At 67.6% G+C, this 22,887-nt stretch carries 18 protein-coding genes and 1 tRNA gene; 4 read left to right on the top strand and 15 right to left on the bottom strand.

Going from position 1 to position 22,887, the window contains the following annotated elements:
• Nucleotides 1-469: 469 nt before the first annotated feature.
• From pepQ to rph, 7 genes are all read right to left on the bottom strand, one after another.
• Nucleotides 470-1,801, bottom strand: coding sequence for a Xaa-Pro dipeptidase (gene pepQ / locus AC5P7F_RS04435; RefSeq protein WP_164077190.1), 1,332 nt, complete (start codon nt 1,799-1,801; stop codon nt 470-472).
• A 75-nt stretch (nt 1,802-1,876) separates the two neighbouring features.
• Nucleotides 1,877-2,251: a PilZ domain-containing protein gene (locus tag AC5P7F_RS04430; RefSeq protein ID WP_049440486.1), complete on the bottom strand. Its 375-nt coding sequence runs from the start codon at nt 2,249-2,251 to the stop codon at nt 1,877-1,879.
• Nucleotides 2,248-4,527 (bottom strand): DUF1631 family protein, encoded by a 2,280-nt coding sequence (locus AC5P7F_RS04425; protein WP_164077191.1) that lies wholly within the window; start codon nt 4,525-4,527, stop codon nt 2,248-2,250. Before AC5P7F_RS04425 ends, AC5P7F_RS04430 begins: the two co-directional genes overlap by 4 nt.
• 201 nt (nt 4,528-4,728) lie before the next feature.
• Nucleotides 4,729-5,955, bottom strand: coding sequence for a radical SAM family heme chaperone HemW (gene hemW, locus AC5P7F_RS04420; RefSeq protein WP_142235216.1), 1,227 nt, complete (start codon nt 5,953-5,955; stop codon nt 4,729-4,731).
• A 58-nt stretch (nt 5,956-6,013) separates the two neighbouring features.
• Nucleotides 6,014-6,610 (bottom strand): RdgB/HAM1 family non-canonical purine NTP pyrophosphatase, encoded by a 597-nt coding sequence (gene rdgB / locus AC5P7F_RS04415; RefSeq protein ID WP_032956061.1) that lies wholly within the window; start codon nt 6,608-6,610, stop codon nt 6,014-6,016.
• Nucleotides 6,607-6,996: a VOC family protein gene (locus AC5P7F_RS04410; RefSeq protein ID WP_032956062.1), complete on the bottom strand. Its 390-nt coding sequence runs from the start codon at nt 6,994-6,996 to the stop codon at nt 6,607-6,609. Before AC5P7F_RS04410 ends, rdgB begins: the two co-directional genes overlap by 4 nt.
• Nucleotides 6,993-7,718 carry a ribonuclease PH gene (gene rph / locus AC5P7F_RS04405; RefSeq protein WP_014648280.1) on the bottom strand — a complete coding sequence of 242 codons (726 nt, stop codon included), beginning with the start codon at nt 7,716-7,718 and terminating at the stop codon, nt 6,993-6,995. Before rph ends, AC5P7F_RS04410 begins: the two co-directional genes overlap by 4 nt.
• Nucleotides 7,719-7,842: 124 nt before the next feature.
• Here rph and AC5P7F_RS04400 point away from each other — a divergent pair, with 124 nt between their 5' ends.
• Nucleotides 7,843-8,703, top strand: coding sequence for a YicC/YloC family endoribonuclease (locus tag AC5P7F_RS04400; RefSeq protein ID WP_005410888.1), 861 nt, complete (start codon nt 7,843-7,845; stop codon nt 8,701-8,703).
• Nucleotides 8,704-8,760: 57 nt separating this feature from the next.
• On the opposite strand, the gene selD is transcribed toward AC5P7F_RS04400, so the two are convergent.
• From selD to fdnG, 8 genes are all read right to left on the bottom strand, one after another.
• Nucleotides 8,761-9,840, bottom strand: a complete 1,080-nt coding sequence (selD, locus tag AC5P7F_RS04395) for a selenide, water dikinase SelD (RefSeq protein WP_164077192.1) — start codon at nt 9,838-9,840, stop codon at nt 8,761-8,763.
• A gap of 26 nt (nt 9,841-9,866) precedes the next feature.
• Nucleotides 9,867-9,962: transfer RNA gene (locus AC5P7F_RS04390), tRNA-Sec, on the bottom strand.
• Between the two features lie 24 nt (nt 9,963-9,986).
• Nucleotides 9,987-11,918, bottom strand: a complete 1,932-nt coding sequence (selB, locus tag AC5P7F_RS04385) for a selenocysteine-specific translation elongation factor (RefSeq protein ID WP_164077193.1) — start codon at nt 11,916-11,918, stop codon at nt 9,987-9,989.
• Nucleotides 11,915-13,339: an L-seryl-tRNA(Sec) selenium transferase gene (selA, locus tag AC5P7F_RS04380; protein WP_495204139.1), complete on the bottom strand. Its 1,425-nt coding sequence runs from the start codon at nt 13,337-13,339 to the stop codon at nt 11,915-11,917. The genes selB and selA overlap by 4 nt, the downstream gene beginning before the upstream one ends.
• Nucleotides 13,340-13,343: 4 nt before the next feature.
• On the bottom strand, nt 13,344-14,327 hold the full coding sequence (fdhE, locus tag AC5P7F_RS04375; protein ID WP_032956068.1) for a formate dehydrogenase accessory protein FdhE: 984 nt from the start codon (nt 14,325-14,327) through the stop codon (nt 13,344-13,346).
• A 227-nt stretch (nt 14,328-14,554) separates the two neighbouring features.
• Nucleotides 14,555-15,202, bottom strand: coding sequence for a formate dehydrogenase subunit gamma (locus AC5P7F_RS04370; protein ID WP_014648274.1), 648 nt, complete (start codon nt 15,200-15,202; stop codon nt 14,555-14,557).
• A complete protein-coding gene (gene fdxH, locus AC5P7F_RS04365; RefSeq protein WP_005410881.1) occupies nt 15,199-16,116 on the bottom strand; it encodes a formate dehydrogenase subunit beta in 918 nt (305 codons plus the stop codon). Before fdxH ends, AC5P7F_RS04370 begins: the two co-directional genes overlap by 4 nt.
• A gap of 10 nt (nt 16,117-16,126) precedes the next feature.
• Nucleotides 16,127-19,195: a formate dehydrogenase-N subunit alpha gene (gene fdnG / locus AC5P7F_RS04360; protein WP_152906956.1), complete on the bottom strand. Its 3,069-nt coding sequence runs from the start codon at nt 19,193-19,195 to the stop codon at nt 16,127-16,129.
• A gap of 291 nt (nt 19,196-19,486) precedes the next feature.
• Between fdnG and gmk the strand changes: the two genes are divergently transcribed.
• The 3 genes from gmk (at nt 19,487) to AC5P7F_RS04345 (ending at nt 22,831) form a co-directional block, all read left to right on the top strand.
• On the top strand, nt 19,487-20,152 hold the full coding sequence (gmk, locus tag AC5P7F_RS04355; RefSeq protein ID WP_014648271.1) for a guanylate kinase: 666 nt from the start codon (nt 19,487-19,489) through the stop codon (nt 20,150-20,152).
• A 110-nt stretch (nt 20,153-20,262) separates the two neighbouring features.
• The gene (gene rpoZ, locus AC5P7F_RS04350) at nt 20,263-20,562 is read left to right on the top strand and encodes a DNA-directed RNA polymerase subunit omega (RefSeq protein ID WP_005410877.1); all 300 of its coding nucleotides are present in this window, start codon (nt 20,263-20,265) and stop codon (nt 20,560-20,562) included.
• Nucleotides 20,563-20,668: 106 nt separating this feature from the next.
• A complete protein-coding gene (locus tag AC5P7F_RS04345) occupies nt 20,669-22,831 on the top strand; it encodes a RelA/SpoT family protein (protein WP_005418955.1) in 2,163 nt (720 codons plus the stop codon).
• Nucleotides 22,832-22,887: the final 56 nt, after the last annotated feature.

The following is a 22,887-nucleotide window of genomic DNA, read 5'->3' as shown; positions in this document are numbered from 1 at the left end:
CAACAGCAACAGCAACAGCAACAGCAACAGCAACAGCAACAGCAACAGCGCGCATTCCGTGGGATGGCGGGGCACTGTGGGTGTGCGGGGACGCCGTGAACCCATCCATGGGGGCTTGGTCGCGGCATCCATGCCGCTCACACCCCGCAAACCCACAGTACCCCGCCTTCGACAGGTTCACGCGGCTGTTGGCAACCGCGGTTATTGGCACGCGCGGCTGTTGGTAGGTGTCGACCTTGGTCGACACGGAGCGAGCGCAGCGAGCGACCCGCTTCTGCTTTTCTTTCTTCTTTTTCCGTGGTTGGACGCAGCAGGAAACTGTCAAAGGACGGGCGGGGTGGGTTTGCAGGACCGTTGGCGCCATGGATGGCGCCATCGAGCCCCCATGGATGGGTTTACGGCGTGTCCTGCAAACCCACCCCGCCCGGCCAAGCGCGGCCTTTGATATCAGCGCCCAACCACGAGGGGCTCAGCCGTTCGCCGCCGCAAACGCCGGCCGCGTCAGGTTGTCCGCCTCGCCCTCGGTGCACAGCACTTCGTCTTCAATGCGGATGCCACCATACGGACGGAAGAAATCCACGCGGTCCCAGTTGATCGCATCACCATGGCCGGCATCCTTCACTTCGTTCAACAGCATGTCGATGAAGTACAGGCCCGGTTCAATGGTCACCACCATGCCCGGTTGTAGTACGCGAGTCAGGCGCAGGTACGGGTGGCCCGCCGGGCGCTCGATGCGGCCGCCCTCGTCGCTGGCCGCGAAACCGGCCACGTCGTGCACCTGCAGGCCGATCAGGTGGCCGATGCCATGCGGGAAGAACGCGGCGCTGACGCCGGTCTCCAGCGCGGTCTGCGGCGAGACCTTGATCACGCCGAAGTCCTTCAGCACGCCCATCAGCGAAAGATGTGCGTCCACGTGCAGCTGCCTGTAGTCGAAGCCCGGGCGCACCGCTGCGCACATCTGCTGCTGGGCGGCGTCGACGGCAGCAATCATCGCAGCGAATTCGTCGTGGCCCTGCGCGGCGTAGGTACGGGTGATGTCGCTGGCGTAGCCGTGCGCGCTGGCGCCTGCATCGATCAGGAAGCTGCGCAGCGGCTGCGGCGCCTTGCGGCCCAGCTCGGTGTAATGCAGCACGGCGGCATGTTCATTGAGCGCCACGATGTTGCCGTAGGGCAGCTCGTTGGCATCCTGGCCCACTGCCTGGCAGTACGCCATGTGGATGCTGAATTCGTCGGCGCCGTTGCGGAACGCGGCTTCGGCGGCGCGGTGGCCGCGCACGCCCAGCACCTGCGCCTGGCGCATCAGCGCGATCTCATACGGCGTCTTGCTGCCGCGGTGCCATTCCAGGTAGTTCACCACCGGTGCCGGGTTGTTCGGCACGTAGCTGCCCAGCGCGCTCTGCGACTCGCCGAGGATCGCGCAGCGCGACGGGTCGGCCGGCAGCAGGGCCAGCGCCTCTTCGGGCTTGCGGATGATGTGGATGTCGAAGTGCTCCACCCACCAGCCACTCGGTGCGTCCGGTACCACGTGCCAGTAATCGAAGGGCTGGTGGAAGATCACCGCCGGGCGCTTGCCCGGGGTGAACACGATCCAGCTGTTGGGCACCCGGGTCAGCGGCAGCCAGGCCTTGAACTGCGGATTGACCGCGTACGGGTAGTCGCGATCGTCGAACACCTGGTAGTGCAGGGTGCCGCTGGGCACGACCAGATGGTCGAAGCCGCCGCGGGCCAACGCCTGTTCGGCACGTCGGCACAGCACGGCCAGGTGGTCGGGGTACAGGGCGCCGGGGTCTTGCTGGATCATTGCGGTGGCTCGACACGGAAAACGGCCCTAGATTCTGCCGCATACCGGGAAAAACCGCTGTGCTGGAACCGGCACTCAGGCCGTCGAAACCGGTGCCTCGTCGCTGTCTTCGCCTATCCACTGGCGCAGCAGCTGCCGATGTTCGCGTGACAGGGTGAGGAAGCGGAAACCGGTCCAGCTCTGGCCGGGCACATGCGCCGGCTCGCTCCACAGCAGGTGCACGCCCACGTCAATGGCCTCGTGGCGGCCGTCACTGATCGGCAACGGGAAGCGGAACTGGTACAGCGCGTCCTCGCGCAGCGGGGTGCTGGCCAGCATCAACATGCCAGTCTCGGAGACATTGCCGAGCCGGCCCACCACGCATTCGCGCATCTGGTCGGTGACCGGTACCAGGTCCGAGACTTGGCGACGCGGCGCGCGGCGGGTGTCCTGCGGCGGTTGCACGTTCAAACGGACGCCTCCTTGTAACGGCCGCCGGCCAGCGCACGCAGCGCACCGAGGCTGGCCTGCCATGCGCGATCGACCAGCCGCCCCTTGTCTTCGGTGACCAGCTGCGCACGTCCAGCGCTGAGCTGCCGGGCCAGCGTATCAAGGTCGGTATCGGCGATCTTCTGCCCGCGCGGATTGACGAACAGGGCGTGGCCGGTCAGCAGGCTGTACCAGGACAGGCGCTGGCGGCGCAGGGTGCCGTCACCGTTGTCGATGTCGAACCAGCTGCCAAAGGGCAGGGTCACGAGCTGCTGGTAGGCCGCCTCTTCGGCGCTGCTGCGCGGCGTGCGCGGGGCGTCGGCGCTGCCGCTGGCAGCATGTTCACCCAGTCGTGCACGTGCCTTCAGGCGCGCACTGAGCTCGGTGCGCGAGGTGCTTTCATCCTCGCCTCCTGGCGTGGCCAGGCGGCGCGCAACGGCGGCGGCTTCCTCGGCGTGATAGCCGACCTGCACGAGCGCCGATTCCACCTCGTTGGCCAGCACTGCATCGGTGCCACCGTTGGCATCGACGGCCTGCGCGGTCACCGCGGCGATGCGCTCGGTCTGTAGCAGGCGTTCCCGCCACTGCGGCGAATCTTCGCCATGGCGCAGGCGGGTGAGGGTGAGTGCATCGGCCCAGGCCTGGCGCAGCAGGGTCTGCACGAAGCGCGGCGGCGCCTGTGTGTCGCAGCACTGGTCGATCTGCGCATTGGCCTGGCGACGCGCCAGTTCCAGCCGTTCCTTGCCACGCGCGGCCTCGACGTGGCGGCGCTCGGCCAGTTCGGCGCGATGGGCCGCCGCGCGCTGATGCTGCTGCACGTCCTCGTTGGCGGTGGCGAAGGCCTCGGGCGAGCGTGCATCCTGGCCGAGCAGACCCTGCACGCTCTGCGCCATGCGCTGCAGCAGCTGGGGATCCACATCATCGTCGCCCAGCCAGTTGGCGCCGACTTCGGCAATCTGGTTGAGCAGTTCGCGTGCAGGGTGTTCATCGCGCACGAAGAAGCCGGGGTCGGCCATCGCCGCACGCGCCAGTGGTACCTGCAGGCGCGCCAGCAGGGCGGCCGGCACCGGGTCGGGGCGCTGCTGTTGCTGCACCTGCTGCATCAGCAGGCGCAGCAGGTCGAGGTTGTCGCGGTCGTGGCTGCCCAGCTGGGCCTGCGCGCCGTGCTCGCTGCGCAGCTGGGCGACCACCGCAGCCTGCAGGTCGGCGACGCCGGTCGCCGCGCTGGACTGGGCCTGCAGTCGCGCGAGGACCGCATCGACGGCCGCACTGGGCACGGCAGCGGTGTCCGCAGGAGGGGCAGTGGCATGGCGGGCCTGCTGCAGCAATTCATGCAGCGCACTGCCGGTGGACGTGGTCACGCCAGCGGTGGCTGCGCCCGGCGTACCCGCGTCGTTGAATGCGTCCTGCACCAGGTTCGACCAGGAACCGGCCGGAGCGGAGCCGTTCCAGCCGGTCAACGGCGCGGCGGAACGCTTGGCAGGCTGGGTCGTGCGGCCGCCGCCCACCGACTGGGTGATGATCCGCCGGGTGCTCGACGAGCGTGCCAGGTACGGGGTGTAGACCAGGCCCGGCAGCACGCCATGCTGGGCCAGCAGCGCATTGGCGCGGTCCAGCACATCGCCCAGGCGTTCCAGCACCTGCCGTTCGAAGCTGCGGTACAGCGCAAGCTGCACCTCCACGCCAAGGGCGTCCTGTTCGGCGATCCGGCGCACCATCGCGCACAGGGCCTGCGGTGCCAGTGGCAGGGTGTCGGCCTCGAACGCCGGCGCCGCCGCGAGCACGCCCAGGCGCTGTCCCAGCAGGTTCAACGTATTGGTTGAACGCAGGGTCTCGCGCCGGATCATTTCGGTCAGCAGCAGGTCGCGATCCACCTCGTGCTCATCGACCAGCGACAGGCCGAGCGCGCCCGGTAGCGGCGGCGGCGAAGCAGGGGCCGCAGCGACGGTGGACGGCTCGCGCAGGCCCGCCAGCGCTTCGGCCACGGCATCGAGCATGCGGTCGGCGAAATGGCCGGCGAAGGCGTGCAGCTGGCCACGCTGGGCCATCAGGTCCGCCTGCTGCATCGGATTGCGTGCACGGTCGGCGTCGTGCAGCAGCGTCTGCTCCAGCGCTTCGACGGTCAGGATCAGGGGCGCGGCCAGCGTTTGCCGGCACAGGCCGATCAACGCACCCAGCAGTTCACGCACCCGCGATGGCAGGTCGCTGGCGGCCAGGCGTGCCTTGTCGGCAGAGGTGATGGAAAAGACAGCTGACATCGGCGAGCGGTACCCGGATTCCCGCGGATCGATCCTGTGAATCTACCGTGTCGGCCGCAGTCGGCGCTACTTTAGGCTGAACGTGTCTCACGTTCATCGGGCAGGGCCGACGGATGAACGGTAGTGCCTGCCGCTGGCCGGCAGCGCTGTCTTTACCAGAGTGCCGGCCAGCGGCCGGCACTACCCGGTATGGCGGAAGGCTTATTCCTCCAGGAACAGGCTCACCACATCGTTGGTGAACCGGCGGCCCAGCTCGGTCGGCTGCACATGACCCTCCGCCACCTCCAGCCAGCCGCGCTGGACGGCCTCGGCCAACGGAGCGTCCAGCACGCCGCGCGGCAGCCCGGTGCGCGACTCGAAATCGCGAAGGCCGAACCCTTCGTGCAGGCGCAGCAGGTTGAGCATGTACTCGAACGGCAGGCGCTCGGCTGCGATCACATCGTCACCCCCGAAAGAGGCCGGCGTGCCAGCGCTGTCCAGGTAGGCCTGCGGATGCTTCAGCTTCCAGCGGCGCAGCACGTGTTCTTCGGCGCCCGAGCTGATCTTGCCGTGCGCACCGGCACCGATGCCCAGGTAATCGCCGAAACGCCAGTAGTTCAGGTTGTGCGCGCTTTGCCGGCCGGGGCGCGCATAGGCGCTGACCTCGTACTGGCCGAAACCAGCCTGTGCCAGCAATGCCTGGCAGTGTTCCTGCATGTCCCAGGCGTTGTCTTCATCGGGAATGCCCTGCGGCGGCCGCGCGAAGAACACCGTGTTCGGTTCCAGGGTCAGCTGGTAGTGCGAGATGTGCGCCGGTTGCAGTGCAAATGCACGCTCCAGGTCGGCCTCGGCGCCGGCCAGGGTCTGTTCCGGCAGCGCATACATCAGGTCGATGTTGAAATTGTCGTAGCCCGCGTCCTGCGCCATCTTCACCGCGCGCTCGGCTTCGCCACCGTCGTGGATGCGGCCCAGGCGCTTGAGCATGGCGTCGTCGAAACTCTGGATGCCGAAGCTCAGGCGGTTCACGCCGGCCGCGCGGTAGCGGTCGAAACGGCCATGCTCGGCGGTGCCCGGGTTGGTTTCCAGGGTGATTTCGGCGTTGGGGGCAAAGCGCAGGCGCGCGCTGGCCTGCTGCAGGAAGCGGTCGATCGCTTCCGGCGGGAACAGGCTGGGCGTGCCGCCACCGAAGAACACGCTGTGCACCACCCGGCCCCAGACCAGCGGCAGGTCCTGGTCCAGGTCGCGCAGCAGTGCATCGATGTAGGCCTCGAACGGCAACTCGCCCTTGGCCTGGTGCGAATTGAAATCGCAGTACGGGCATTTGCGCACGCACCACGGCAGGTGCACGTACAGCGACAGCGGTGGCGGCACCAGCCGCGGTGCGCTGTCGTGGTCAGCGGAGCAGGCTTCGCCGGGCAGGTGGTTGCAGTGGTCGTGGGCGTGCGGCATGGGCTTCATCGGTAGTGCCGGCCGTTGGCCGGCTTCCCTGGTTCGATCAGGTCGGGCGTCAGTACAGCGTCGCCAGCTGTTGCTTGAGCTGCTGCAGGGCAACGGCACGGTGGCTGATGGCGTTCTTCAACGCCGGCTCCATTTCCGCGGCGGTCAGGCCGTGGGTGGTGTCCAGGAACACCGGGTTGTAGCCGAAACCATTCGTGCCACGCAGCTCACGGATGATCTGCCCTTCCCAGCGGCCTTCGCAGATCAGCGGCTGCGGGTCGGTGGCGTGGCGCAGCAGCACGATCACCGCATAGAAGCGGGCACTGCGCTGACCATCGGGAACACCGGCCATCGCGTCCAGCAGCTTGGCGTTGTTGGCAGCGGCGTTGGTCGGGTGGCCGGCATAGCGCGCGCTGTACAGGCCCGGTGCACCACCCAGGGCATCGACGATCAGGCCGGAATCATCGGCCAGCGCCGGCAGGCCGGTCGCTTCGCAGGCGGCGCGTGCCTTCAGCAGCGCGTTCTCGACGAAGGTCAGGCCGGTCTCTTCCACGTCGCCCAGGCCCAGCTCGGCGGCCGAGGTGATCTGCAGCGGCAGGTCGGCGAGGATCTCCTGCATCTCCACCAGCTTGCCGGCATTGTGGCTGGCCAGTACCAGTTTCTTCATTGACGGGGCTCCAACAGGTCCCAGGTGTTGCCATACAGGTCGCGGAATACCGCGACCGTTGCATAGGGTTCTTCGCGCGGTGCTTCCAGGAACTCGACGCCGGCGGCCAGCATCGCCGCGTGGTCGCGGTGGAAGTCGTCGGTGTTGAGGAAGAAGGCAACGCGGCCACCGGTCTGGTTGCCGATGCGGCTGCGCTGTTCCTCGTCGCTGGCACGGGCCAGCAGCAGGGCGGCGGCGCTGCCGTCGGTCGGGCCGACCACCACCCAGCGCTTGTGCCCCTGGTCGATGTCTTCGAGCAATGCGAAGCCGAGCTTGCCGGTGTACCAGGCAATGGCTTCGTCATAGTCGGCAACCACCAGGGTGGTCAGGGCGATGCGCCGGTTCATGCCGACAGCGCCGCCTGCTGCGCGGCCAGCAGCTCGGCCACGCCCTTCTCGGCCAGGCCCAGCAGCGCGTCCAGTTCATCGCGACGGAAGGCGTGGCCTTCGGCGGTGCCCTGCAGCTCGATGAAGCCGCCACCGTCGTTCATCACCACGTTCATGTCAGTGTCGCAGTCGCTGTCTTCGGCGTAGTCCAGGTCCAGCACCGGGGTGCCGCGGTACACGCCCACCGACACTGCTGCAACTGCGCCCAGGACCGGGTTGCGCTTGATGTCGCCACGCTTCATCAGCACGTTCACCGCATCGACCAGGGCCACATAGGCGCCGGTGATGGCGGCGGTGCGGGTGCCACCGTCGGCCTGCAGCACGTCGCAGTCGAGGGTGATGGTGCGTTCGCCCAGCGCATTGCGGTCCACGCAGGCACGCAGGCTGCGGCCGATCAGGCGCTGGATCTCCAGCGTGCGACCGCCCTGCTTGCCACGGGCCGCTTCGCGGTCGCTGCGGGTATGGGTGGCGCGCGGCAGCATGCCGTACTCGGCGGTGACCCAGCCTTCGCCCTTGCCGCGCAGGAAGCCCGGCACGCGGTTCTCGACGCTGGCGGTGCACAGCACGCGGGTTTCACCGAAGCACACCAGCACCGAACCTTCGGCGTGGCGGGTGAAGCCGCGTTGGATGACGACCGGGCGGAGCTGGTCGGGCTGGCGGCCGCTGGGGCGGGAGTCGGACATGGTGCGGGTTCCGTAATGGCGAGGGAGTACGCCGCCATGCCCGCGGCCTTCACGGGGCGGGCAAGGGGGCTCTGGTGAGGGCGCTAGGGTACCATTCCCCCTTTGCACGCACCGGACACATTCCATGATTCGAAGCATGACCGCCTATGCCGGCGGCGAGCGGGTCACCCCGTGGGGCACGCTGGGCTGCGAGCTGCGCTCGGTCAACCACCGCTTCCTGGAGGTCGGCACCCGCCTGCCCGAGGAACTGCGGGCGCTCGAACCGCAGCTGCGCGAGCGTATCGCCGCGCGCCTGAGCCGCGGCAAGCTGGATCTGGTGATGCGCCTGCGCGCGCCGGAGGCGGCTGCCAACCTGCAGGTGGACGAGGCCCTGCTGGGCCAGCTGGGCCGCCTGGCCCACCGCCTGACCTCCGATTTCCCGAACCTGCAGGTCAGCTTCACCGATCTGCTGCAGCTGCCGGGCGTGACCCGCGGCGAGGCCACGGATGCCGCCGCCCTGCAGGTCGAGGCGCTGGCCCTGCTGGACCAGGTGCTGGACGGCTTCGTCGAAGCGCGTGAGCGCGAAGGCGGCAAGCTGGCTGCGGCCATCAGCGAACGCGTGGACGGCATCGAACGCATCGCCACCGAAGTGCGCACCTTGATTCCGGCCATTCGCGACGGCCAGCGCGCCAAGCTGGCCGCCCGTCTGGCTGACCTGCCGCACCCGGTCGACCCGGGCCGTGCGGAGCAGGAGCTGGTCCTGTGGCTGCAGAAGCTGGACGTGGATGAAGAGCTGGACCGGCTCGGCAGCCATATCGTCGAGATCCGCCGCGTGCTCAAGCAGCGCGAGCCGGTCGGCCGCCGCCTGGACTTCCTGCTGCAGGAGTTCAACCGCGAAGCCAATACGCTGGGCTCGAAGTCGGTGGACAGCCGCACGTCCAATGCCGCGGTGGAGCTGAAGGTGCTGATCGACCAGATCCGCGAGCAGGTGCAGAACATCGAATGATGTTGCATCCAGCGATACAGCAGGGGCGCCTTCGGGCGCCCTTGTCGTTCCAGCGCATCAGCGCACGCTGACGCCCGGCGCTCCTTCACCCAATCGCCCGACCACGGCCGCCTGGCCGAACCCTGCGTCGTGGAAGCAGGCCAGCACCGCATTCACTGCCTCCGGGGCGCAGGACACCAACAGCCCGCCACTGGTCTGCGGATCGGTCAGCAGTGGCTGCCAGTGGCCGGCCAAGCGTTCGGCGAAGCGCACTTCGGCGCCATACGAGGCCCAGTTGCGGGCGGAGGCGCCGGTCACGCAGCCGCGCTGCAGCAGCTCCAGCGCCTGCGGCAGCAGCGGCACCTGTGCACTGTCCACTTCGGCAGCGACGCCGCTGGCGCGGCACACTTCCAGCAGGTGGCCGAGCAGGCCGAAGCCGGTGACGTCGGTCATCGCGTGCACGCCGTCCAGCGCGGCCAGCGGCACGCCCACGCTGTTCAGGCGGGTAGTCGACGCGATCATCTGCCGGTAGCCCTCTGCATCCAGCACTTCTTGCTTCAGCGCCGACGAGTACACGCCCACGCCCAACGGCTTGCCCAGCACCAGCACATCGCCGGCGCGGGCATCGGCATTGCGCTTGAGCCGCTGAGGATCGAGCACGCCGATCGCGGCCAGGCCGTAGATCGGTTCCACCGAATCGATGCTGTGGCCGCCGGCCACCACGATGCCGGCGTCGGCGCAGGCACGCTCGCCGCCCTGCAGGATGCCGCGGATGGTGTCCTGCGGCAGGGTGTTGATCGGCATGCCGACGATGGCCAGCGCGAACAGCGGCCGCGCGCCCATCGCGTACAGGTCCGACAACGCGTTGGTGGCGGCGATGCGGCCGAAGTCGAACGGGTCGTCGACAATGGGCATGAAGAAATCGGTGGTGGCGACGATTGCCTGGCGATCATCGAGGCGGTACACCGCGGCGTCGTCGCTGGTCTCGCGGCCAACCAGCAGTTCGGTCGGTGCGGGAAGTGCTGGAACGCCGCGCAGCAGTTCGCTCAGCACGCCCGGCGCGATCTTGCAGCCGCAGCCGCCGCCATGCGCGAGAGAGGTCAGTCGTTGCGGGGCATCGGCCGTGGATGGGGCGGGTGACTGCGCGTGCGTGGCCATGCCGACATCTCCTGCGGAAACACGAATGGCGGAAGGCAGCAGGAGTCGAACCTACCAGGGAACGATCGACGCCCCCTACTGGGTTTGAAGCCCAGCCACATGCCCGGATGCGCATGCCTTCCGAAAGTACGGCGGTACCGGTGGGCTCAGTCGCGGGCTGCGTTCCACTGCAGGTCGCCGCGCGGCCGATGCTGGTCACCGACGCGTCGAGTGTAGCCAACGCGATTGAAGAACTCCAAGATCTGGATGCTGCGTTTGCGGCCCAGGCCGATGGCATCGCGGAAGGCCGCCGCATCCACCGCGCCGCTGGCCTGTGACAGCTGCGCGACCATCGCGGCGAGTTCCGCAATGCGCGCGGGTGCATAGAACAGGTCCGGCACCACCTGGAACAGTTCGCCACGTGCGGCGGCGCGGCGCAGGACGGCGCGGACATCGTCTTCGGTCAGTCCGAAGTCGGCGGCCAGAGTACGCACCCACGGCGGATCGAAGCCACCGGCGTGCAGTTGCGGCAGCACGCGTTCCAGCAGCAGGCGCTCGCGTTCCGGTGGCGCATGGTCATGGCCGGGCAGGCGCCACCAGGCGCCCACGCGTTGCACGCTGCCGTCGTCCAGCAGGTCCTGCAGCAGCGCATTCCAGAGCCCCGTCGCAAGCGCGGGCAGGGTGCTGCGTTGCAGGCGCCCGCTGTCGACACCGGGTTCGTCCGGGCGTCGCTCATGCCAGCTACGCAGCGATGTGATCACCTGCTCGTGCAGCACCTGCCAGTGCGAGGCAAGGATGACCACCGTGTCCTCGCGGGTGATGATGCGCTGTGCGTCTGGAGGAAGATCGATCCGGTCGGCCGCGCGCCGGCAGTAGCGTTGCAGCGCGGCCATGGCAATGCCGAAGGGCGCCTGCTGCAACAGCGGGCCGATTCCCGCACCTGTGGCCAGCTGCTCCAGTGCGCCCAGCCAGGCGAGCCGTGCCGGGCTGCGCCGGCGCCGCTGTGGCGGGTCCGGGTCGAGCACGACGCCACCGCCCAGCGTGTGGGTCGCGGCGGAATCGCGGGCGATGAAGCGTTCACCACACATCGCACAGACCGGTGCATCGAACACCAGCTGCACCAACTGCCCATCACCTTGGTCACGGTCCTCCAGCAGCACCACATGGGCCTGCCGGTGCATCGTGCCCCAGTGGATGTGCAGGGGTGCCCAGTCGCGCAGTGGTGCTGCCCGTGCGGACAAGCGCAGGCGCACATCGACGCGGGTGGTGGCCAGCAGCGCGCGCGGGTCGGCAATCCAGTCGCCACGATGAATCTCGTCGCGGGCGATGGCGGCCAGGTTCAACGCGCAGCGCTGTCCGGCCATGGCGTGATCACTGGCCTGGTTCTGCGCGTGGATGCTGCGTATGCGCACTTCAGTGGCGGCCGGCATCAGCTGCAGATGCTCGCCCACCGCGGTGACACCGCCATGTACCGCGCCGGTCGCCAATGTGCCGTGGCCGGCCAGCGAGAACACGCGGTCCACCGGCATGCGGAACAGCTCGCTGCGCAGCGCGGCCTGGCGCGCGTTGGCATCGCCGGCGGCCCATGCGTGCAGGTGGGCGCGCAAGGCGTTGATGCCTGCGTCATCGGGGGACGTGCTGTTGCAGGCGAACACGGGGGAACCCTGCAGCGGCGTTCCGGCCAGCAAAGCGGCAATCTCGATCTCGACCCGGGCGATGCGCGCGGCGTCCACGCGGTCGATCTTGGTCAGCGCCACCGCGCCGCGATCCACGCCCAGCAGCTGCAGGATCGCCAGATGCTCGCGGGTCTGCGGCATCACGCCGTCGTCGGCGGCGACGACCAGCAGGGCGACATCGATACCGGTGGCGCCGGCCACCATCGTGTGGACGAAGCGCTCATGACCCGGCACATCGACGAAACCCAGCATCGCGGCGGGGCCTGTGCCGTTCGCGCTTTCCACCGGGACATAGGCATAGCCCAGTTCAATGGAGATGCCGCGCGTGCGTTCTTCCTGCAGGCGATCGGTTTCGATGCCGGTCAGTGCCCGCACCAGGCGCGTCTTGCCATGGTCGATATGCCCGGCGGTGCCGACGATCATGGTTGCAGCGTGCTCCATTGGGCGAGGAAGTCCGCTTCGTCGGCCGGTTCCAGGCAACGCAGGTCCAGCCACAATGCGTCCTCGCCGATGCGGCCCAGCACCGGTCGCGGCAGCTGGCGCAGGCGCTTGGCCAGGCGGTCCAGGCCGCCACGTTGCGCAGTGGTGATGCGCAGGCCGGCACTGCCGAGCTGCGCCTGTGGCTGCGCACCACTGCCGATCTGGCTGTGCATCCGTGCCTGTTCAAGCATGTAGCCGGTCGGCAGCACCGAGCGCAGCGGTGGCAGCAGGCGCTGGGCCTGCGCATCCATGTCCTGCTGCGTGCGCGAGAGCGTACGCAGTGTCGGCAGCCGTTGCGCCAGCAGCTCCGGCTCGCGGTACAGCGCCAGTACCGCCTCCAGCGCGGCCAGGCCCATCTTGTCCATGCGCAGCGCACGCTTGAGCGGGTTGCGGTTGATCCGCGCGATCAGGTCGGCGCGGCCGGCGATGATGCCGGCCTGCGGCCCACCCAGCAGCTTGTCGCCACTGAACGAGACCAGGTCGGCACCGGCCGCCAGTGTTTCCTGCACGGTCGGCTCGTGTGGCAGGCCGAAGGCCGCCAGGTCGCACAGGCTGCCGCTGCCCAGGTCCACCACCAACGGCAGGCCATGGTCGTGCGCGATCGCTGCCATCGCCGCGGTGTCGACCTTGGCGGTGAAGCCGGTGATCGCGTAGTTGCTGGCGTGCACCTCCATCAGCAGTGCGGTGCGCGGGCCGATGGCATGGGCGAAGTCGGCCGGGTGGGTGCGGTTGGTGGTGCCCACTTCCAGCAGCCGCGCGCCGGCACTGCGCATCACATCGGGAATGCGGAAGGCACCGCCGATTTCCACCAGTTCGCCGCGCGACACCACCACCTCGCGGCGGTTGGCCAGGCTGTTGAGCAGCAGCAGGACCGCCGCCGCATTGTTGTTGACCACGGTGGCGGCTTCGGCGCCGGTCAGCTCGCAGACCAGCGCCTGCACCCGTGCATCGCGGTCGCCGCGGCGGCCGCGGGTGATGTCGAATTCCAGGTCAACCGGTGCGGCCATCGCGCGGGTGACGGCCTGCACCGCGGACTCGGGCAGCAGGGCGCGACCCAGGTTGGTATGCAGCACGGTGCCGGTCAGGTTGAACATCGGCTGCAGGTTCAGCCGTGCATCGGCGATGAGTGCGGCATCAAGCGCCGCGACCAGTGCCGGGCCTTCAATGGCCTGATGCAACTGCTCGGCCGAGAGCTGCGTGGCACTGATGCGCTCACGCAGCGCCTGCAGATGTACGCGCAGCAACTGGGTGATGCGGCTGCGGCCGTGGCCCTCGATCAGTGTTGCCAAGGCAGGCAGGCGCAGCAACCGGTCCAGCGAGGGCAGCGCGGAAGCCGATGCCGGGGTGGGGGGCGTGGCTGTCATCGCCTCACTCGCCGTCGGATTGCCACAGCAGCGGATTCTGGCTGGCGCGTGCATAGCCTTCCTCGCCCAGCAGCAGGTCCAGCGCCAGCGTGCCAAGGTCATCAGCCACCGGTTCCAGCGACGGATCTTTTTCCAGATACAGGATCTTGCGGTAGCTGTGGCAGTGGTCGCAGGTTTCTGCACGTACCGCGCTCTCGCGCACCGCCTGGCCGGTATCGCCGTCGGCATCAGCCAGGGCGCGATAGGCGATGTCCTTGCCAGCGGCGCCACACTGGCTGCACTGCACGCGCACGTAGTGCCACTGGCAGGCGCACAACGAGCACGACAGGTAGCGGTAGGAGGCATAGGGCGGGCGGGCCTGCACCATGCTGGTCACCGGCAGGGTGCCGCACAGCGGGCACAGCCCTGGCGCATCGGCCAGCGGCTTCAGGTCGCTGGGGCGGAAGCTGGCCGCCAGTACTGCCCAATACACCTGCAACGCATTCATCACCAGCAGCGCAGCGACCGCGTCGACCGGGGGCGCGTCAGCGCGTTCCAGCACGGCGTGGGCCTGCGCATCCAGCCAGGTGTCGTCGGCGGCGGCGACGCGCAGCAATTCCTGCCGTGTTTCCGCCGGTAGCCCCGCTTCGTCGGCGCAGTGCCGGCACAGCGTGCGCAGCCAGTCGCGCCAGCGCCCGTCCAGATGAAGTGTGTTGGCGGGCCGCAACGGCATGCCGGCACTGGCGGCCGCGCTGGACTGCTGCGCGCGCGCGTGGTCCTGCAGCGCCTCGCGTTGCTGGGGTGTCAATTCCTCCAGCAGCGCCTGCTGTGCATCGGCCAATGCCGCCAGCAGCTGCAGGTAACCGCCGATGGCGCTGTGCGCGGCCAGGCTGCGCAGGCGCGCCGCGCGTGTGGCGAACAGCGACCCGGTATCAGGCAGGATGATGCGCGGCACGTCGCGCGAGGCGAGCGTCTCGATCTCACCGGGTTCAAGGATGCGTTGCGCCATGCAGGGCCAGCCAGAAGAACCAGCCTCCATCCTCGCCGTTGTCAGCGCTGGCGTCCAGCGCACTGTAGGCCATTTGAAATGGGGTCAGATCCGTTTTCCATAGGAAAACGGATCTGACCCCATCGGTTGCTGCCGTGTTCATCGTGTCGACCAAGGTCGACACCTACCAAAAGCACCGGGGAACTGTCGAAGGCGCCTCTGCAGGTGCAGGGCCGCAGGCCCTGCCGTTACCCCTCTTCCCGACGTCCGCGCAGGATGTCGCGGAACCACTGCCGGTGGTGCTTGTACGCCCACCCATAGGTCACCTTGCCCTGGGTCATCGCCCGCACCGAGCCCTTGATCCAGAGCGCCGCATAGATGTGCACCACGATCGCGCACACCAGCACCCAACCGAACAACGCATGGGCCAGCACCGAGAAGCGGATCAGCCCGATCGGGAAGAGATGGCTGAAGTATTGCCGCCAGATCACGAAGCCGGTCAGCAGCAGTGCCGACAGGCAACCAATGATCGCCCAGAACAAGAGCTTCTGGCCGGCATTGAAGCGGCCCACCGGCGGCAGCCTCTCATCCTCGTTGCGCAGTACATCGCGCATGCCGCGCATCCATGCGCGATCGTCGGCCGTCGGCAGATTGTCGCGCCACATGCGGAACGCCAGAAACGCAAAGCCGACCACCATGGCCAGCCCGATGAATGGATGCAGGATGCGCGTCCACGGGCCGCCACCGAACAGCTGGGTCAGCGGAAACAGCGCGGGATGGAACAGTGCCAGCCCGGACAGCGCCGTCAGCACGAAGCAGATCGCCACGATCCAGTGATTGATGCGGGTCGGCGCGCGGTAGCGGATGATCTGCCGCGGGTGCGGGGCGTACTTCATGGCCGCTGCTCCTCTTCGATCTTCTTCGCCTCGTGTTCGGCTTCCTCTTCTTCCTCGTCATTGACCGTGTTGCGGCCGATGCCGATGTAATGCAGGAAGCCGGCGAAGGCGGTGGCGGCGATCGCCAGCACGCCCAGCGGCTTGGCCACGCCCTTCCAGACTTCCACCATCGGGCTGATCCGCGGGTCCTTGGGCAGGTCGGCGTACAGCTCCGGCTTGTCCACATGCTGCAGCACGTACATCACGTGGGTGCCACCCACGCCCTGCGGGTCGTACAGGCCGGCGTTCTCGTAGCCGCGCGATTTCAGGTCTTCCACGCGGCCGGCCGCGTGCTCGGTCATCGCCTGCTTGCTGCCGAAGGTGATCGCCCCGGTCGGGCAGGTCTTCACGCAGGCCGGTTCCTGGCCCACCGCCACCCGGTCCGAGCACAGCGTGCACTTGTAGGCCTTGTGGTCCTTCTTGGAAATGCGCGGCACGTCGAACGGGCAACCGGTCACGCAGTAGCCGCAGCCGATGCAGTTCTCTTCCTGGAAGTCGACGATGCCGTTGGCGTACTGGATGATCGCGCCCGGCGACGGGCAGGCCTTCAGGCAGCCCGGGTCGCTGCAGTGCATGCAGCCCTCCTTGCGGATCAGCCACTCCAGCTTGCCCTTCTCGTCCTCGTACTCGCGGAACTTCATCACCGTCCACGACTGGTCGCTCAGGTCGGGCGGGTTGTCATAGCTGCCAACGCAGCTGCCGACCTCGTCGCGCAGGTCGTTCCATTCCATGCAGGCGACCTGGCAGGCCTTGCAGCCGATGCATTTGCTCACATCGATCAGCTTGGCGACCTGGCCGGTGTGCGCACCGCGCGCTTCCGGCGAGGGCGTGGTGGTGGCCGAGCGGCGGATGATGTCCAGCGATTGCAGTGACATGGCGTGTCTCCTACACCTTCTCGACCTTGACCAGGATGCACTTCGATTCGGGCGTCTGCGAGTTGCCGTCACCGATGGCGTTGGTCAGCGTATTGGCGATGTATCCGGGCTTGGCCGCACCGAGGAAGCCCCAGTGGATCGGCACGCCCACCTGGTGCACGGTCCGGCCATCGATCTGCAGGGCCTTGATGCGCTTGGTCACCATCGCCACCGCTTCGATGTGTCCACGCTTGGAACTGACCCGCACGCGGCTGCCGTTGCTGATGCCCAGCTCGTCGGCCAAGGCCGCGCCGATCTCGACGAACTGCTCGGGCTGGATGATGGCGTTCAACTTGCCGTGCTTGGTCCAGAAGTGGAAGTGCTCGGTCAGGCGGTAGGTGGTGGCCACATGCGGGAACTCGTCCGGCGAACCGATCTGTGCGCGATCGCTGGCGAATACGCGGGCGGCCGGGTTGTTCAGCGTCAGTGCCTGGCCGGGGCTGAGCGGATTGCTGCGCAGTGGCGTGTCGAATGGCTCGTAGTGCTCCGGGAACGGCCCTTCGGCCATGCCGGCCTTGGCGAAGAAGCGGGCGATGCCTTCCGGGTTCATGATGAACGGGCCCATCCCGCCGGCGGGATCTTCGTCGGCCTTGAAGTCCGGTACGTCCACGCTGCCCCAGTTCTTGCCGTTCCAGGCCAGCAGCGTGCGGCGCGGGTCGAACGGCTGGCCGGCCACGTCGCACGACGCGCGGTTGTACATCACGCGGCGATTGGCCGGCCACGCCCAGGCCCAGCCCAGCGTGTTGCCGATGCCGGTGGGGTCGCTGTTGTCACGCCGCGCCATCATGTTGCCGGTCGGGCCCCAGGCACCGATGTAGATCCAGCAGCCCGACGCGGTGCTGCCATCGTCGCGCAGGTCGCCGAATGCGGCCAGCTGCTCGCCGGCCTTGCGCACCAGCCTGGTCGGGTCCTTGGGATCGAACACGTCGGCCAGCGCCTTGCCGTTGTATTCCATCGCCAGCTCTTCCGGCGTTGGCAGCTCCGGGTTGGAATACTTCCAGGCCAGGTCGCGCACCGGCTCCCACCACGCACCGCCGTCCTTCTCGTACATCGCCTTGATGCGATGGAACAGCTCGGACATGATCTCGATGTCGCTGCGCGCTTCACCCGGCGGATTGGCGCCCTTCCAGTGCCACTGCAGCCAGCGCGAGGAGTTCACCACCGCGCCGTTCTCCTCGGCGAAGGACGTGGTGGGCAGGCGGAATACTTCGGTCTGGATCGTGCTCGGGTCGACGTCGTTCAACGCGCCGTGGTTCTGCCAGAAGGCGATGGTCTCGGTTTCCAGCGGGTCCATGCTGACCATGAACTTCAGCTTGGAGAACGCGCTGATCAGCTTGCCCTTGTTAGGCGCCGAGGCCAGCGGGTTGAAACCCTGGCAGATGTAGCCGTGGATCTTGCCCTCGTTCATCAGCTCGTACGCCTGCAGCATGTCGTACGGCTTGTCGAGCTTTGGCAGGTAATCGAAGCACCAGTTGTTGTCGGCGGTGGCGGCATCGCCCCACCACGATTTCATCAGGCTGACGTGGAACTTCGGATAGTTCTGCCAGAACGACATCTGGTTGGCGCGCAGCGGCTTCTGCGTGCGCTTGGCGATGTAGGCGTCGTAGTCCTGCTCGTCCTGCCTCGGCAGCGTCAGGTAGCCGGGCAGCAGGTCGGACATCAGGCCGATGTCGGTCAGGCCCTGGATGTTGGAATGCCCGCGCAGCGCGTTCATGCCGCCACCGGCCACGCCGATGTTGCCCAGCAGCAGCTGCACCATGGTGCCGGCACGCACGTTCTGTGCGCCGATCGAGTGCTGCGTCCATCCCAGCGCGTACAGGATGGTCATCGCCTTGTCCTTGCCGGCGGTGGACGCGATCATGTCCCAGATCTGGCGGATGCTGTCGGCCGGCGTGCCGCAGATGCGCTCGACCATCTCCACGGTGTAGCGCGCGTAGTGTTGTTTCAGCAGGTTGTAGACGCAGCGCGGGTCCTTCAGCGTCGGGTCGCTGCGTACGTAGCCGTCGTCACCGTAGGCGTAGTCCCAGCTGGAACGGTCGTAGCTGCGCTTCTCTTCGTTGTAACCCGAATACAGGCCGTCCTTGAAGGCGAATTCGTCCTTCACCAGGAACGGCATGTCGGTGTAGTTCAGCACGTACTCGTGCTGGATGCGGTCCTCGGTCAGCAGGTAGTTGATCAGGCCGCCCAGGAACACGATATCGGTACCGGTGCGGATCGGCGCGTACACGTCGGCCACCGCGGCCGAGCGGTTGAAGCGCGGATCGACCACGATCAGCCGGGCCTTGTTGTGTGCCTTGGCCTCGGTCACCCATTTGAATCCGCACGGGTGTGCCTCGGCGGCATTGCCACCCATGATCAGGATCAGGTCGGCATTCTTGATGTCGACCCAGTGGTTCGTCATCGCACCACGGCCTAGCGTCGGGGCAAGACCTGCCACCGTCGGGCCGTGTCAGACACGTGCCTGGTTGTCGAATGCCAGCATGCCAAGGGAGCGGACGACCTTGTGGGTCAGCACCGCGGTTTCATTGCTGGTGGCCGAGGCCGCCAGCATGCCGGTGGTCAGCCAGCGGTTGACCGTCTGCCCGGCTTCGTTCTTCTGCACGAAGTTGGCATCGCGGTCTTCCTTCATCAGCCGCGCGATGCGGTCCAGCGCATCGTCCCAGCTCAGCCGCTTCCACTCGTTGGAGCCCGGTGCCCGGTACTCGGGGTAGAGCAGGCGCGACTTGCTGTGGATGATGTCGGCCAGGCCGGCGCCCTTCGGGCACAGCGTGCCGCGGTTGACCGGATGGTCCGGGTCACCCTCGATATGGAAGATGCTCGGCTCGGCGTTCTTGGCGCCGTCGCCGAGGCTGTACATCAGGATGCCGCAGGCCACCGAACAGTAGGTACAGGTGTTGCGGGTCTCGGTCGCGCGGGTCAGCTTGTACTGCCTGACCTCCGCGAGCGCGATGCCGGGCGCGAAGCCCATCAATGCCAGGCTGGAGCCGACCAGGGTTGTCCCGGTCACTTTCAGGAACTGGCGGCGGCTCATCGATGGCATGCCGTTCTCCTGGGATGGCGGGGAGGCACGGGCCTCCGGGCTGTCGTTGGGTACGGCCCGGTTATAGCACAGGCCCCCGCACGCCCATGTGGCACAAGGCCCGGCGCCGGCGGGGCGGGCGCGCAACGGGGCCGCTCTGGTAAAGTTGCGTGCCCGCCCCCCCGGGGAAGCGTCTGCCGGGCCTGGTTCCAGGATGTTCCGCGCAGCCCCCGCCGTCCTGGCGCGATCCTCCGCGCCGGATCTGGAACACCGAGGAAAAATTTTGCGAAATCAACCAGTTGGGTTCCGCGCATGAGCGCCCCGTCGAAGCCGTCGGACGCCGTTGCGCGCGGCACGCTGTACATCGTTGCCGCCCCCTCCGGCGCCGGCAAGAGCAGCATCGTCAATGCCACCCTGGCGCGTGACCCGCAGATCGCGCTGTCGATCTCCTTCACCTCGCGCGCGATGCGCCCGGGGGAAGTGAACGGCCAGCACTACCATTTCGTCTCTGCGGAAAGGTTCGAAGAAATGATCGCCGCCGGCGACTTCTTCGAGCATGCGTGGGTGCACGGCGACTGGAAGGGCACGGCCCGGCAGTCGGTGGAGCCGCAGCTGGCCGCCGGCCAGGACGTGCTGCTGGAAATCGACTGGCAGGGCGCGCAGCAGGTGCGCCAGCTGGTGCCCGGCACGGTCACCGTGTTCATCCTGCCGCCGTCCAGGCAGGCCCTGCAGGATCGCATGCGCAAGCGTGGCCAGGACAGCGAGGCGGTCATCGCCCAGCGCCTGGGCGCGGCGCGCGATGAAATGCTGCACTTCAACGAGTTCGACTACGTCATCGTCAACGAGGTGTTCGACACCGCCGTGGACGAGTTGTGCGCCATCTTCACCGCCAGCCGCCTGCGCCGGGAGGCCCAGAAGGTCCGCCACGCCGGCCTGATCCAGGCCCTGCTGACTCCCGATCCGGGCGCAACTGACTGATTCCAAAAGAATCGGGTAGGGGTTGGCTTGATTTTGTCCAGCCCCTGCCAGTACACTCCGTCCCCTTTCCCTCATTCGACTGAGCGGCCGACCGGTCGCCGGGAGCCCGTATGGCCCGCATCACCGTAGAAGATTGCCTGGAAGTCGTTAACAACCGTTTCGAACTGGTCATGATGGCATCCAAGCGTGCCCGCCAGCTCGCCAACGGCGTGCAGGCCACGCTGGACAACAGCGAGACCGAGGACAAGCCGACCGTGCTGGCGCTGCGCGAAATCGCCGCCCGCAAGATCGACAACGCGCTGATCGACGAAGTCGAGAAGGCCGAGCGTGAGCGCGCCGAGCGCGAAGCGCTGGAGTGGGCTGCCGCCGAAGTGGTCGCTGACGAAGACATGTCCAAGAACGACGATTGATCGCATCGATCAACGTAATCGATGGATACACCGAACAGCCCGCCCCGTGCGGGCTGTTTCGCATTCAGGATTTGCCGTAAACGTCGCGCTGGAATAGGCTGCGGGCATGAACCCAGGCCCCACTGCCAAGGTCGCCGCAGCCCCCACTGCCGCCGTACCCGACTACGTCCTCCAGCTTGAACGCGCCGCCCATTACCTGCCGCCGGAACAGCTGCCGCTGTTGCGCCGTGCCTGGGAAGTCGGAGCCTCCGCGCACGCTGGGCAGACGCGCAAGTCGGGTGAGCCCTATATCACCCACCCGGTGGCGGTGGCCCAGGTGCTGGCCGAGCTCGGCCTGGACGTGGAAGCGCTGATCGCCGCGATCCTGCACGACACCATCGAAGACACGCCGCTGACCCGCGAGGCGCTGGCCGCCGAGTTCGGCGAAGCCGTGGCCGAACTGGTCGACGGCGTCACCAAGCTGGACAAGCTGAAGTTCCGCGACCGCCAGGAGGCGGCCGCCGAGAGCTTCCGCAAGATGCTGCTGGCGATGTCGCGCGACCTGCGCGTGATCATGATCAAGCTGGCCGACCGCCTGCACAACATGCGCACGCTGGGTGCGCAGAGCCGCGAAGCGCGCGGCCGCATCGCCCGCGAGACGCTGGAGATCTACGCGCCGATCGCCCAGCGCCTGGGCATGAGCCTGGTCAAGAGCGAGCTGCAGAACCTCGGTTTCAAGGCGCTGTACCCGTGGCGCCACGCCATCATCGAGAAGCACATCCGCAGCCAGCCGGTGGTGCGTCGCGAGGCGATGGCGCAGGTGGAAGTGCAGCTGTCGCAGCGCCTGGCCAAGGAGGGGATCGAGCATCGGCTGATCAGCCGCATCAAGACCCCGTGGAGCATCTACAACAAGATGCGCGACGAGAACAAATCCTTCGACCAGGTGATGGATGTGTTCGGCTTCCGCCTGGTCGTGCGCAGCGTGCCCAGCTGCTACCACGCGCTGGGTTCGGTGCATGCCACCTTCAAGCCGCTGGATGGCCGTTTCCGCGACTTCATCGCCATTCCCAAGGCCAACGGTTACCAGTCGCTGCACACGGTGCTGTTCGGACCGTATGGCTCGCCGATCGAAGTGCAGATCCGTACCGAGGAAATGGACCTGATCGCCGAACGCGGCGTGGCCGCGCACTGGACCTACAAGTTCGGCGGCGATTCGCCCAACAGCGCACAGAGCCGTGCCCACGCGTGGATCGTCGAGCTGATCGACTCGCAGCGTGCCGCCGGTTCCTCGCTGGAGTTCCTGGACAACGTCAAGGTCGACCTGTTCCCGGACGAGGTCTACCTGTTCACGCCAAAGGGCAAGATCCTGGCCCTGCCGCGCAACTCCACCGCGCTCGATTTCGCCTACGCCGTGCATACCGACGTCGGCAACATGGCGGTGGCCTCGCGCGTGGACAAGAAACTGGTGCCGTTGCGCACCAAGCTGGTGTCGGGGCAGTCGGTGGAGATCATCACCGCACGCTCGGCCACGCCGAAACCGCAGTGGCTGGAATTCGTGGTTACCAGCAAGGCGCGCACTGCCATCCGCCACCAGCTCAAGCAGCTGGAGCACGAGGATGCCGTGCAGCTGGGCCACCGCATGCTCGACCGTGCGCTGGAAGCGATGGATTCGTCGCTGGAGCGGCTGCCGAAGGGGCGCCTGGATGCGTTCCTGGCCGAACACCGCTTCCCGCGCCTGGAAGCCCTGCTGGCCGAGGTCGCACTGGGCAACTGGATGCCGACCCAGGCCGCGCAGGCGCTGATGGCCTACGCCGAACTGCGTGGCGGCCCGCATTCGCGCCACCACTCGCAGGAAAAGATCCTGATCAACGGCAGCGAGCGTGGCGTGGTCACCTTCGCCGGCTGCTGCCAGCCGATTCCCGGCGACGAGATCATGGGCTACCACACCGCCGGCAAGGGCATCGTGGTGCACCGCATGGACTGCCCGAACCTGGCCGAGCTGCGCAAGTCGCCCGAGCGCTGGGTGCCGATCGGCTGGGACACCACCGTCTCCGGTGACTACGACACCTCGCTGGTGGTGGAAGTGGAGAACGGCACCGGCGTGCTGGCACAGCTGGCCGCTGCCATCGCGCAGAGCCACTCCAACATCGAGCGCGTGGACTACCTGGATCGCGATTTCAACGCCGCCGTGCTGGCGTTCAACATCCAGGTGCGCGACCGCAACCACCTGGCCGAAGTGATGCGCCGCCTGCGCCGCCTGTCGGTCGTGCAGTCGGTACGCCGCCAGTAGGTCCACGCCATGCGTGGATGACGTTCCGCGCACACGACGTACGGGGTCGGATCCGT

The sequence above is a fragment of the Stenotrophomonas sp. YJH_SMC_105-26 genome, from assembly GCF_059368915.1.
Note: the sequence above shows the minus strand (reverse complement) of the source record. Positions and strands in the feature narration are given on the sequence as shown.